The organism is Shewanella sp. GutCb (assembly GCF_002836135.1).
Classification (GTDB): domain Bacteria; phylum Pseudomonadota; class Gammaproteobacteria; order Enterobacterales; family Shewanellaceae; genus Shewanella.
The window spans coordinates 220,090-233,549 of the sequence record NZ_PJBL01000001.1 but is presented as its reverse complement, the minus strand read 5'-3'; the positions used below and the strand labels follow the sequence as shown (position 1 = coordinate 233,549).

Below are 13,460 nucleotides of genomic sequence, written 5' to 3'. Positions count from 1 at the left end.
CAATCGTTAATGACAACATTGAATCACAACAGATCGTTCTTTATGGCGGCGCTCTGTTCAGCTGTAAACTATCTCACTATCTCACTTTATCAAGTGCAGCGCATAACGCTTCAACGCCCAGCAGTGCCCGTGGTGCAGCCCGGTGCAACAAGTCAGCATTGAGTTGATAGATGTGTTGGTTCTTTACTGCAGGGATCTCCGGCCATTGGCTCCAATCCACACCAATGATGTTACCTTCATCCTGGCTCTGTAAAATCACCTGCGGCATTTTAAGCAAAACGCTTTCTAAACTCACTTGAGGGTAATCATTAGCCGAGTCTACGAACACATTATCACCATGGCACACCGTAATAATCTGTTGGATCCAACTGTTTTTAGCGACCGTCATCATGGGAGTTGACCAAAGCTGATAGAAGACTTTTACTTCAGGTTTAGCAGCGTTATCACTGCGCAGTAATTTAAGCTGTTTGAGGTAATTGGTTGCCACGCTATGCGCCTGAGCTTTATGACCCGTCAGCTCACCTAGCGCCTCTAATTCAGCAGCCACCGCTTCAAGAGTTTTAGGATTACTATTAAACACCTTGAAACCCAGCTCTTTGATACGCTCAATATCTTCCGCTTTATTACCGTCTTGCCACACCACAACCAAGTCAGGGTTTAGCTCAAGCACCCGCTCAATTTGAATACCATAATAGCCACCAATACGAGGGATTTGTAACGCCGCTTCTGGATAGTCGGCATGATCTGTGGTCGCCAATATCGACTCCCCAGCACCAATGGCATACAGCATCTCAACCGCATGTGGCGATAATGCCACAATGCGTTTAGCTGGCTCAGAATCCGCAGCATAGGCAACCGATACCGTTGATAACGCAGCAGTGGATACACATACTCCAGCCACAACCGCTAATAAAAATTTAGACAAGATGTTCATAAAATCCTTTTAAATATAGGTTAAAACTGATTAAAGCCGGTTAAAGCCGGTTAAAGCTAAGACGATACTAGCCAAGACGGAAGAGCCGATAACGGCAAAGATGAAAAATACAAAGTATTTTCATCGGCTTTCTATCATCTTAGCTTTTCCGGCCTCAAATCTGCTTCTCATCGACTTTCTATCGCCTTAGCTTTTCCGGCTTCAAATCTGCTTCTAATCGACTCTTAACCGTCTTAGATTTTCCGGCTTCTAATCGGCTCTTAACCTGCTTCTAATCGTTTTTGCTTTTCCTGCTTCAAACCTAAATTTAGTAATCGAAGCCGGGTTGGGCTTTGATGCCTGCATCAAACGCATGCTTTATCGGCTGCACTTCGCTCACGGTATCGGCTATCTCTATAATCGCTCGGTGGCAGGCTCTGCCCGTCACGATGACATGCTGCATTTTAGGGCGATTTTGTAACGCTTTAATCACCCGTTCCACGTCTAAATAGTGGTAGCTCACCATGTAGGTCAGTTCATCTAACATGACCAAATCTATGCTTTCATCTTGCAGTAACTTTTCAGCTTGGTCCCATGCTTTCACTGCGGCTGCGGTGTCTTTTTCTTTGTCTTGGGTTTCCCAAGTAAAGCCGGTTCCCATTACATGAAAGTCGACGCCAGCGCCTTCTAGCAAGGTACGTTCACCGCACTCCCAGTTGCCTTTAATAAACTGTACTATAGCCGCTTTTTTTCCATGACCCACGGCGCGTGCTACGGTGCCAAACCCTGAAGTCGATTTACCTTTACCGTTACCGGTTAGCACCAGAAGAATACCTTTCTCCTCTTGAGCTTTAGCTATTTTGGCATCAACACCCTCTTTAAGGCGTTGCTGACGCGCTTTGTGACGCTCTGCTTTAATCTTTTCTACGGACTTATTTTCGCCGCTTTCAGGCTCGTTTGAATCGCTCATTACATATCCTTGTGCATAGGGTTACTTGTGCATTTTCATTTGCACATAGTGTTAATTAAAAAGTGAATTTTGATGTTCAATACTGTTTATTTCTGCGGTGTTCAAATACCGCTAATGCCAAATATCAGTCAACGCATCAACATCTAAATGTTGCTCTAGTACGTCGGCTAAACGGTTCAGCTGCTGCTCTCTTATCTGGTCAACATCAATGCTGTTGGCATCTTGCATCCCCGCCCATTGCAGTAGCAGTTGGCAAGCTGCAGGTGAATCAAATAAACCGTGCATATAGGTGCCAAGAATTTGATTATCAGCAGATAACATACCTTCACTCTGCCAACGCTGAGGCTGGGTTTGTTCAGCGTCATTGACTCGCCGCGTTAGCGTTAATGGCTGCTCCAATGTCATTAGCGGTTTAGAGCGACCACAGTGAATTTCATATCCCTTGACCTCCACTTGCTGTTCAAGCAGCGACAACACGCCTTCAACTTGCAGCAGCACTTTATCATTGGTCAGTTCAGTCACCAGCGGCAGTAAACCTAAGCCTTCAGAGCAGCCAATACTGCCTTCAACGCCATCAGGGTCATCAATCAAATGCCCTAGCATTTGATAACCACCACAAATGCCCAACACCTTGCCGCCATAACGTAGGTGCTTTTCTAGTTCACTGTCCCAACCTTGCTCTCGAATAAAGTCGAGATCGGCGCGCACATTCTTACTGCCTGGAATAATGATTAAATCAGCAGGCGGTAAACATGAGTGGGCCGTATGGTCATTTTTCTGCGATTGGCTTTGAGATTGAGTTTGCAGTGACACATAATTGAAATCGATCTGGGGGTTGAGTCGTAATGGGTCAAAGTCGGTGTGGTTACTGATGCGAGGCAACACTAGCACCAGTACTTTTAATCTTGTTTGAGCGCTCTTTTCTGGCGCTGCGATTAGCGCATCTTCGGCATCTAAATGCAGATCGTGCAAATATGGCAGAACTCCCAACACCGGCTTTTTGGTGTAATCTTCCAGCCAATCTAAGCCCGATTGCAACAAGCTAATATCGCCGCGAAATCGGTTGATAACAAAGCCTTTCACCCGAGCCTGTTCTGATTCACTTAATAGCGCCAATGTTCCCACTAAGTGTGCAAACACACCGCCTTTATCGATATCAGCAATAATAATCACTGGGCAATCAACTTCTTCGGCAAAGCCCATATTGGCGATATCGCCTTCGCGCAGATTGATCTCAGCCGGACTGCCAGCGCCCTCGACAAACACCACTTCGTAATCATCACATAAGCGCTGAAACGACTGCTTAACCGCAGCCATCGCTTTGACCCGATAACCGTCGGCATTTTTGCCAAAGTAGTCCTGCGCCTCCATCTTCATTAAGGCTTTACCGTGCACAATCACTTGCGAACCAGTATCTGAACTGGGTTTTAACAATACCGGGTTAAAATCGATTTGAGGCTCTAGTCTACAGGCCACCGCTTGCAATGCTTGCGCGCGGCCAATTTCGCCGCCATCGATTGTCACTGCGCTATTAAGCGCCATGTTTTGCGGCTTAAATGGGGCAACCTTATGCCCAGCTCTAACAAACAAACGGCACAAACCTGCGACCAAGGTACTTTTACCCGCATCGGACGTCGTCCCTTGCACCATTAATACTTTGGCTTTTTTATTGTTATTATTGTTATCTAACGTCGCCACAACACTTCTCCTTTAGCCTTTCAGACTCAGCGGTAAACCCGCTGTTACCAAAGTGACTTTATCTGCAATAGCAGCAATATCTTGATGCAGCCAACCCGCTTCATCAACAAAGCGACGACTGATCTCGCCCATGGGCACAATACCGCAGCCCACTTCGTTACTGACTAAAATAACCTCTGCAGATAGCGCGGCAATAGCTTGTAAAAATTCAGTTTTAGTCGTTTGCCAATCGCTAGACGATTGCAGTAAATGATTCGTCAGCCACAGCGTTAAGCAGTCAACTAACACAATACTATTGACCTTTACATTGGCTGTTAATGCCGCCGAAAGCGCCAATGGCGACTCAATCGTGCGCCACGTTATGGCATGGTTATTACGCTGAGATTGATGCTGAGCGATACGTTCGCTCATCTCACTGTCGAGCGCCTCAGCGGTCGCAAAATAGAGACACTCTAACTCAGCGCCATTTTGACTCTCCGCTAGACGCCGAATCACGAGTGATTCAGCAAAGCGGCTTTTGCCGCTGCGGGCACCACCCAAAACCAAATGGATCACCAAGACACTCCTAAAATTAACAGCAGCAGATAACAAGCCAGCTCAGCTATCTGCTGCGTAGCGCCGAGGGTATCGCCGGTATAACCGCCAATCTGCTTTCTAAACCATCCCGCCAAGGCAAATCGCACAATAAATAGACCGGAAACAATCACAATTGCTTGCATCAGCGTTAAGAGCAGCAGCAATACTGCGCCGCTAGCTAATAAAATCGATAACTCATTAACGCCTTGATGCATGGCCAACGGCTTGCTTTTACTGCTGGCATCTTCAGAAACGTACTGCTCTGAATATATTAAACTGGCCGCAGTGACTCGGCTCAGGGTATGACCGATAATCAACGCTAAGCTGACACTGCTAGGGGAAAATAACGCTAATTCGCTGAGCAATTGCCACTTGAGTAACAATGCCAATACCAGTGCTAACGCACCGTAACTGCCTAAGCGAGAGTCTTTCATGATGCTCAGTTTTGCTTCAACCGTCCAGCCGCCACCTAAACCATCGGCGCTATCGGCTAAACCATCTTCATGAAACCCACCCGTTAGCAAGACGCTAGCAATCATGGCAAATACAATCGCAATCGTCGGTGACACCCAATAGAGCATCACGCTATAAACTAACGCGCTCAGTCCCCCAATTAAGGTACCCACCAATCCAAAATAGCGACTGGCTTGATTGAGTTTATCTGCATCTACCTCAATCCATTTTGGCATCGGGATCCGAGTAAAGAACCCCATCGCGATAAAAAACAGATTAAGCTGTTTGAGCCAAGGCTGCATTTAGAAATATCCTTAAAGTAATAGATTAAAAGCCGGTTAGAAGACGGTTGAGAGCAGAATAAGAGCCGATAAAAGCAAAGACGGGGAAGAGCCGAGAAAGACCTAAAAATCTTGAATCGTCTCAGCCTGTACCGTCTCAGCACTATCCGGCTTTAAATCGGCTCTTAATCGATTATCACCGTCTCAGCCTGTACCATCTCAGCTTGTACCATCTCAGCTTGTACCATCTCAGCCTGTACCGTCTCAGCTTGTACCGTCTCAGCTTGTACCATCTCAGCTTGTACCGTCTCAGCTCGTACCGTCTCAGCCTGTTCCGTCTCTGCTCGTACCGTCTCAGCACTATCCGGCTTTAAATCGGCTCTTAATCGATTATCACCGTCTCAGCCTGTACCGTCTCAGCTTTTTCCGCTTTTAAATCTCTATCCCTGCTTCTTCAAAGCTGGCCATTTCGTTGTAAAAATTTGCAGCCGCTTGGATCAATGGGAACGCTAATGCTGCGCCGGTGCCTTCGCCCAATTTCATGCCCAATTTGAGCAAGGGTTTGGCCTGCATACACTCCAGCATTAAGTAGTGGCCCTTCTCGTCTGATTGATGAGAGAAGATCATATAATCGCGGCAAGCAGCATTGATATTAATCGCCACTAATGCCGCCGCAGAGGCTATAAAGCCGTCAATAACCACCAGCATACTCCGCTCGGCTGCGGCCAAAATTGCCCCCGTCATCTGCACAATTTCAAAGCCACCGATACAAGCCAACACCTGCATTGGATCGTCAAGCTCGCTGTGATGTAATAGCATCGCTTGCTCAACGAGCATCTGCTTGCGTTTAAATGTCGACGCATCAATCCCAGTACCACGCCCTACACATTCAGCCGCCGGAATTCCGGTTAACACCGACATAATCGCGGCTGCAGAAGAGGTGTTACCTATCCCCATCTCGCCCAGCGCAATTAAGTTACAGCCATTTTCATGGTGCAGCTGAATACGCGCCGTCGCCATGTCAAAGCCTTGCTTCACGGCGCCAAGCGTCATGGCTGCACGTTTATGGATAGGCCCAGTTCCCGCACCTAAACGTTGATCAATAACACCGCTGTCGCGATCAAATGGCTGTAAAACGCCACAGTCAATCACCTCAAGATCTAGGCCCACTTGGCGAGTAAATACATTTATCGCGGCGCCGCCGGCCATAAAGTTTCTCACCATTTGGCAGGTCACTTCACTTGGCGCTATCGATACACCAGAATTAGCAATACCGTGGTCGGCTGCAAATACAATCAACTTAGGATTAGTGATGCTGGGACTATCTTTACCGAGCACTTTTGCAATCTGTAATGCAAGCGCCTCTAGATCACCAAGCGCGCCAAGGGGCTTGGTTTTCGTGTCAATCTTGTGTTGAATTTCGGCATCAAATTCTGCACTCAATGGCTTAATATTAAACATCTAATCTTATACTCCCATCATCCCGAACAAGGACAAATTAATACAACGGCCCAGCTTAAATCCGCTTTGCACTGCGGCCGCCTAAAATAAATAGGAAAAATACGCTACCCATCACCGAGGTGATAATGCCCACTGGTAGCTCTTGGTAACTCAATAAAGTCCGCGCTAATACATCAACCCACACCATAAATAATCCGCCAACCGCGGCGGTAAGCAATAGCGGATATCTTCCTGGAAACAGTAATCGTACTGTGTGTGGCACCATCAAACCGATAAAACCAATGCCACCACAATTGGCGACTAAAATGGCGGTGATGAGTGAACACAGTAGCAACATCGATAAACGCAATCGTCCTACGTTAATCCCTAACGTATGCGCGGTTTCATCCCCCGCACGCATCGCCACAATTTGACGTTTAAAAAGCAGAATAATCACAGTACATACCGACACAATAATCGCCGGTAATATCAATCCAAACCAACTGGCTTTAGCAAAGCTGCCTAAGCTCCAAAACAGCACCGAAGCGGCAGCTTGAGGGCTTGAAAAATACAGCAACAGACTCGCCATCGCGCCAAACATAAAGGATATCGCCACCCCAGAGAGCAGCATACGCTCAACCTGAGTCGTTAAATTGCGGCCACATAAACTGAGCACCATTAATACCGACAGGCTAGCGCCGATAAATGCGCCCAACGGCAAGCTCAGCCACAATATGCTCTGACTAAAAAGGGTTAGTACCACTACCGCGCCAAATGATGCGCCAGAAGAGATGCCAAATAGATAGGGGTCGGCTAACGGATTACGGGTCACGGTTTGCAGTACGCTGCCGGCAATCGACAATCCTGCCCCCGCAATAAACGCCAATATTACTCGCGGTAATCTCAGTTCCCACACAATGCGTTCGGTCACGCCCATGGAGCCACCCATTCCAAAAATCTTATGGCTGAAGACCTGCAACACATCGCCACTGGTAATACTTGCGGCGCCAAAACTGGTTGCCGCGAACGGGGTGATTAACCCCAGCAACAGCAAGCCAGACAGCAGCAATACATCAAGTGGCTGTTTCCAACCCGTCGCCTGCGGAGCCACTCCTAATGACCTAGGCATCAGTTGTTCCTTTATCTACGGTCACTGAATGAGTCACTGCACTCGCAACGGCTTTTGCTTCAGCGGCCGATATAACGTCACTGCGGGTATAACCATAAAAGTAACTAATCAAAGGATTACCATGTTGCGGATGGGCTTTAACTTCGCAGCACACATCAAATACCTCACCAATACGTTGTTCAGTCAACACCGCTTTGGGCGTCCCTTTTGCCAAGCAGCGGCCCTTATCAAGCAGCAATAACTCATCGCAAAGCGCACTCGCTAAATTGAGATCATGAATAGAGGTGATCACGGTAATATTAAGCGTGTGCAGTAGCTCTAATGTTTGGATTTGATAACGAATATCGAGGTGATTGGTGGGCTCATCTAATATAAGCAGTTGTGGTCGCTGTACTATTGCACGAGCAATTAATGCACGCTGCTTTTCACCGCCAGATAGGCTTTCATACGCTTGATGCGCTTTATGCGTTAAGCCGACTTTAACCAGCGCCTGCGTCACCACTTGGCGATCGCTGGCATTGGTAAATTCAAAGGCGCCCTTATGCGGTGTTAACCCGAGGCTAACCAACTGAGTGGTTGTCATCTCAAAGTGATGTGGCATGTCTTGCAGCACCACGGCAATTTGCTTGGCAAATGCTTTGGCAGATAACACAGAGATATCTTCACCAAACAGCTGAATGTGGCCAGTGGTCGGTTTAATAAAACGATATAGGCAGCGCAGCAGACTCGACTTACCCGCGCCATTAGGGCCAATAATGCCCAGCATCTGCCCTTTCGCTAAACTAAAATTGATGTCAGACAAAATGGCTTGGCCATTTAACTGCCAGCCTAAACCGCTCACTGCCAGTACTGTTTCTAATGCCTGCTTAGACATTGAATAAACCATAAAACATTATTGAATAAACTCCCTTGAGACGCCCGCTCAAGTTGTTATCTAGTGTGAAGTGCTTATCTATCAAAAGTTAGGCTGGTATCTGACTTGAGGGCTAAAATATTGCTCTAGCGCTCATACAGTTGCGGGTACAGTCCGGACTATTAGCTTGTATTGCTTAAACTACCGGTTCCCAATTGATGCGGTTAAGCACCTAACTTGATGACTCGTTCTTAATGACCCACTTAATAAGTGTGTTCTCTAGCGTATTTTTACGCGAGTATCACGCAGTTTACCACGCTCACCCAAATAGTAATTGAACTTGATCAATTACTATTTGGCTGATGGCTCAATTTCCATGCTATTGCATCAAACTTATCCCATATAAGTCGCTATTCCAGCCCCCAATTAAGGCTTAAGTGCCGTTGCTCGCCATCATGCAATACATCAATCACCACGGTTGCGGCATAGGGCAGTTTCAACGCGCTGTAGATCCCCGCGCACTGTTTTAATTGCAACGATTTTGCCATTAAGTGCCTGATCACGCCGCCATGAGTCACTAATACAATCACCTTACCTTGGTGCTGCTCAACGAGTGACCGCCACGCAGTATCAATTCTAGCTTCAAAGACCTGCATCGTCTCGCCATTGGGCGGAGTATGTTGCCAAGGGTTAGCCCAATAAGCATCAAGCTCGCTACTATACTGCTGATAAAGTGCGCTAAAAGATTGGCCATCCCAATCGCCAAAATTGAGCTCCATAAAAGCGGCCTGCTCAATAAAATCGATACCGTACTGCTGTGCAAATATCTTCGCGGGTAAAGCACAACGCAATAGCGGCGAACTGACCACCAGATCCGCTATCTTGTTTTGCGCCGCGACCCCGGTTTTGCTTGTTAACAGCCTCGATATAGCCCTATTTAGCTGCTCTTTTCCGGCTAAATTCAGCATGACGTCGGTATGACCGCGTAAAATATTACCACCTTCACAAGCACCGTGCCGCAGTAAAACCACTCTAGTATTTTGCATTGAAATATTCCACATATTTTATTTATCAGTGACTTACATAAAAAATATCATCAATTCACACTGAAAAACTATCAACTTTTAGTACTTGCACTTCTGACATCGACTCACGTATTATGGACGTCTATACGTATAAATGTCCAAACAAAATAATGTCACGCAAGTATCGCAAATACTTAACTGATAAACACGGACAACGTTTACTGAAATTTATATTTTGCGACTCTGTAATTGGTAGGAATATTCTATGGCAACACGTACCCCAACAACTGCCCCGCATACTCAAGACACGGCTAAAAAAGTGCTAGCGGTGCTAACCCAAAAATTACAGCAAGAGATCCTGCTGCTTGATGGTGCAATGGGCACCATGATCCAAGATCGCAAATTTGAAGAGGAAGACTTTCGCGGCGAACCATTTAAAGACTGGCATTGCGATGTAAAGGGCAACAATGACATGTTGGTGCTCACTCAGTCAGCTGCGATTAAGCAGATCCATAAAGATTATTTATTGGCTGGCTCCGACATCATTGAAACCAATACCTTCAATGCAACCCGTATTGCCATGGCTGACTACGACATGCAGGAGCATTCAGCCGCGATAAACTTAGCCGGAGCGCGCCTTGCCCGAGAAGCGGCCAATGAAGTTGAAGCAGAAACAGGTCGCCAATGTTTTGTGGCGGGTGTACTCGGCCCAACCAACCGCACTTGTTCAATCAGCCCCGATGTCAACGATCCCGGCTACCGTAACGTCAGTTTTGACGAGCTGGTTGAAGCCTATGTTGAATCGATAGATGCCCTCATCGCTGGCGGCGCGGATATCATTATGGTTGAGACCATTTTCGATACCCTTAACGCCAAAGCCGCACTGTTTGCCATTGAAACCGTATACGACACTCAAGGTTTCCGCCTGCCAATCATGATCTCAGGCACCATCACCGATGCATCAGGGCGTACCTTAACCGGACAAACCACCGAAGCCTTTTACAACTCACTGCGCCATGTTAAGCCACTATCGATTGGTCTTAACTGTGCATTAGGGCCAAAAGAGCTGCGCGCTTATGTCGAAGAGCTATCAAAAATCTCTGAATGCTATGTGTCGGCGCACCCTAATGCCGGTCTACCCAACGAATTTGGCGGCTACGATGAAACCCCAGAGCAGATGGCAGAAGTCATTGAAGAGTGGGCTGAAGAGGGCTTTTTAAACATTATTGGCGGTTGCTGCGGCAGCACGCCAGAGCATATCCGCGCTATCCGTGATGCCGTGATTAGGCATGACGCCCGCGTACTACCAGACATCGCAGTGGCTTGCCGTTTATCAGGGCTTGAGCCGCTGACCATTGATGAAAACTCGCTGTTTTTAAACGTCGGTGAGCGTACCAACGTCACTGGTTCTGCCAAATTTTTGCGGCTGATTAAAACTGGCGAATATGAAGAAGCCCTCAGTGTTGCCCGCGAGCAAGTCGAGAGCGGCGCACAGATCATCGATATCAACATGGATGAAGGCATGCTCGATGGTGCCGAGATGATGCACAAATTCCTCAACCTTATCGCCTCTGAGCCCGACATATCACGGGTGCCGATCATGATCGACTCCTCTAAGTGGGAAGTGATTGAAGCCGGGCTTAAGTGTATTCAGGGTAAAGGCATCGTTAATTCCATCTCCCTTAAAGAGGGCGAAGCCAAGTTTATCCAGCAAGCCACCTTAGTCAAACGCTATGGCGCCGCGGCAATTATCATGGCGTTCGATGAACAGGGCCAAGCCGACACTAAAGCGCGTAAAATTGAAATTTGTACCCGCGCCTATCGCGTGCTGGTCGATAAAGTGGGCTTTCCGCCAGAAGATATTATCTTCGACCCCAACATTTTTGCCATCGCCACCGGGATTGAAGAGCACGACAACTACGCCGTCGACTTTATTGAAGCGACAGCCGAAATCAAACGCACCCTGCCCCATGCCATGATCTCCGGCGGTGTGTCGAATGTGTCATTCTCGTTCAGGGGTAACAATCCAGTGCGCGAAGCCATTCACGCCGTGTTCCTCTATCACGCTATTCAAGCGGGCATGGACATGGGGATTGTTAACGCCGGTCAGCTGGCAATTTATGATGATATTGATCCCGAGTTAAAGGAGAGAGTCGAGGCCATAGTGCAAAACCTACCTTGCACTGCACTCGATGCCAACGGTGAACTGACCAACAACACCGAACTGCTGTTAGAAGTTGCCGAAAAGTTTCGTGGTGACGGTAGCCAAGTCGCTAAGAAAGAAGATTTAGAGTGGCGTAGCTGGGACGTGAACAAACGTCTGTCTCATGCGCTGGTTAAAGGCATTACTGACTTTATCGATGAAGACACCGAAGAGGCTCGAGCCGCTGCCACGCGCCCACTGGATGTCATTGAAGGTGCCTTGATGGACGGCATGAACGTGGTTGGCGACCTGTTTGGCTCCGGCAAGATGTTCCTGCCACAAGTGGTCAAATCTGCCCGCGTAATGAAAAAAGCAGTCGCGTACCTTAACCCCTATATCGAACTCGAGAAAACCCCTGGGCAGTCAAACGGTAAGATCTTAATGGTCACCGTAAAAGGTGATGTGCACGATATCGGCAAGAACATTGTCGGCGTGGTATTAGCCTGTAACGGCTATGAAGTCATTGATTTAGGCGTAATGGTGCCGGTTGAGAAGATCATCGATGTCGCCGTGCGTGAAAACGTCGACATCATCGGCATGTCAGGGCTCATTACCCCGAGTCTCGACGAAATGGTGCATAACGTTAAAGCCTTCCATAAAGCGGGCTTAACCATACCGTCGATTATTGGTGGCGCAACTTGCTCTAAAATCCATACTGCGGTCAAGATTGCGCCGCATGCACCGACAGGCGCCATCTATATCGCCGATGCTTCACGCGCCGTGCCTATGGTGTCGAAGCTGATTAATAACCAAACGCGTCAAGCCACTATCGACGCGGCGTATCAAGAATATGACGTGATGCGCGAAAAGCGCCTGTCACAAACCAAACGTAAGATCATCACCTCCATTGAAGCGGCGCGTGAAAATCGCTGTCAGCATGACTGGGAAAACTACACCCCGTTTGTGCCTAACGTCCTTGGCCGTCAAGTGTTTGATGACTATCCGTTAGAGGATTTAGTGGCACGTATCGACTGGACGCCATTTTTCCGCAGCTGGGAGTTACACGGTCATTTCCCGCAAATATTAACCGATAAGGTGGTTGGCGAAGAGGCGACTAAGCTATTTGCCGATGGCAAAGCCATGCTTAAACAGATCATCGATGAAAAGTGGCTCACCGCTAAAGCGGTTATCGGCCTGTTTCCAGCCAATACCGTTAACCATGACGACATTGAACTTTACACCGATGAGACGCGCACCGAGCTTGAGCTAACCACTCATCACCTGCGGATGCAGATTGAACGCGTCGGCAACGACAACTTCTGTCTGTCTGACTTTGTCGCGCCAAAAGACAGCGGCGTGGCCGATTACATGGGCGGCTTTGCCGTCACGACAGGTCATGGCATTGACGAGCATGTCGCCCGTTTTGAAGCAGATCACGATGACTACAGCGCCATCATGCTCAAATGCTTGGCTGACCGTTTAGCCGAAGCCTTTGCCGAGCGTATGCATGAGCGAGTACGTAAAGAGTTTTGGGGTTATGCAAGCGACGAGGTACTCGATAACGAGTCGCTTATTCGTGAAAAGTACAAAGGTATTCGTCCTGCACCAGGCTACCCCGCTTGCCCAGATCACACTGAGAAAGGCTTGCTGTGGGATTTACTCAAGCCTGACGAGACTATCAACCTTAACATCACCGAAAGCTATGCCATGTTCCCAACCGCAGCGGTATCGGGTTGGTACTTTGCCCATCCTAAGTCGCGTTACTTTGGCGTGACCAATATTGGCCGCGATCAGGTTGAGGATTATGCTGAGCGTAAGGGGATGAGTATTGAGGATACGGAGAGGTGGTTGGCACCAGTGTTGGATTATGATCCAGAGTAATTTCGGAGCGAGTCTAGAACCTCAAAGCAACCCGTTTGCTATGGGGCTCTAGGCTAGCAATAAACGCCCTCACATCATCACTTCTCCTGCATACGAAA

The 13,460-nt window shown here is 47.9% G+C and carries 10 protein-coding genes and 1 riboswitch; of the genes, 1 reads left to right on the top strand and 9 read right to left on the bottom strand.

From position 1 onward, the window contains the following. Positions 1-76 precede the first annotated feature (76 nt). The 9 genes from CXF86_RS01030 to CXF86_RS00990 form a co-directional block, all read right to left on the bottom strand. Positions 77-820, bottom strand: a complete 744-nt coding sequence (locus tag CXF86_RS01030; RefSeq protein ID WP_257985257.1) for a cobalamin-binding protein — start codon at positions 818-820, stop codon at positions 77-79. A gap of 421 nt (positions 821-1,241) precedes the next feature. After that, complete coding sequence (gene cobO, locus CXF86_RS01025; protein WP_102038125.1) at positions 1,242-1,883, bottom strand: cob(I)yrinic acid a,c-diamide adenosyltransferase; 642 nt, start codon at positions 1,881-1,883, stop codon at positions 1,242-1,244. 111 nt (positions 1,884-1,994) lie between these two features. Further along, a complete protein-coding gene (locus CXF86_RS01020; protein ID WP_102038199.1) occupies positions 1,995-3,533 on the bottom strand; it encodes a cobyric acid synthase in 1,539 nt (512 codons plus the stop codon). A gap of 60 nt (positions 3,534-3,593) precedes the next feature. Then, positions 3,594-4,136, bottom strand: a complete 543-nt coding sequence (gene cobU, locus CXF86_RS01015) for a bifunctional adenosylcobinamide kinase/adenosylcobinamide-phosphate guanylyltransferase (protein ID WP_101093107.1) — start codon at positions 4,134-4,136, stop codon at positions 3,594-3,596. Then, a complete protein-coding gene (locus CXF86_RS01010; RefSeq protein ID WP_101093109.1) occupies positions 4,133-4,912 on the bottom strand; it encodes an adenosylcobinamide-GDP ribazoletransferase in 780 nt (259 codons plus the stop codon). The genes cobU and CXF86_RS01010 overlap by 4 nt, the downstream gene beginning before the upstream one ends. A gap of 411 nt (positions 4,913-5,323) precedes the next feature. Next, positions 5,324-6,352 (bottom strand): nicotinate-nucleotide--dimethylbenzimidazole phosphoribosyltransferase, encoded by a 1,029-nt coding sequence (gene cobT, locus CXF86_RS01005; RefSeq protein ID WP_101093112.1) that lies wholly within the window; start codon positions 6,350-6,352, stop codon positions 5,324-5,326. Positions 6,353-6,407: 55 nt separating this feature from the next. Further along, positions 6,408-7,460 (bottom strand): FecCD family ABC transporter permease, encoded by a 1,053-nt coding sequence (locus tag CXF86_RS01000; RefSeq protein WP_101093114.1) that lies wholly within the window; start codon positions 7,458-7,460, stop codon positions 6,408-6,410. Continuing rightward, complete coding sequence (locus tag CXF86_RS00995) at positions 7,453-8,334, bottom strand: ABC transporter ATP-binding protein (protein ID WP_257985239.1); 882 nt, start codon at positions 8,332-8,334, stop codon at positions 7,453-7,455. Before CXF86_RS00995 ends, CXF86_RS01000 begins: the two co-directional genes overlap by 8 nt. A 73-nt stretch (positions 8,335-8,407) precedes the next feature. Beyond that, positions 8,408-8,564: riboswitch (cobalamin riboswitch) on the bottom strand. Between the two features lie 159 nt (positions 8,565-8,723). Then, entirely contained in the window at positions 8,724-9,359 is a 636-nt protein-coding gene (locus CXF86_RS00990) for a histidine phosphatase family protein (protein ID WP_102038123.1), read from the bottom strand. Between the two features lie 244 nt (positions 9,360-9,603). Between CXF86_RS00990 and metH the strand changes: the two genes are divergently transcribed. Continuing rightward, positions 9,604-13,362, top strand: a complete 3,759-nt coding sequence (gene metH, locus CXF86_RS00985; RefSeq protein ID WP_101093120.1) for a methionine synthase — start codon at positions 9,604-9,606, stop codon at positions 13,360-13,362. Positions 13,363-13,460 lie beyond the last annotated feature (98 nt).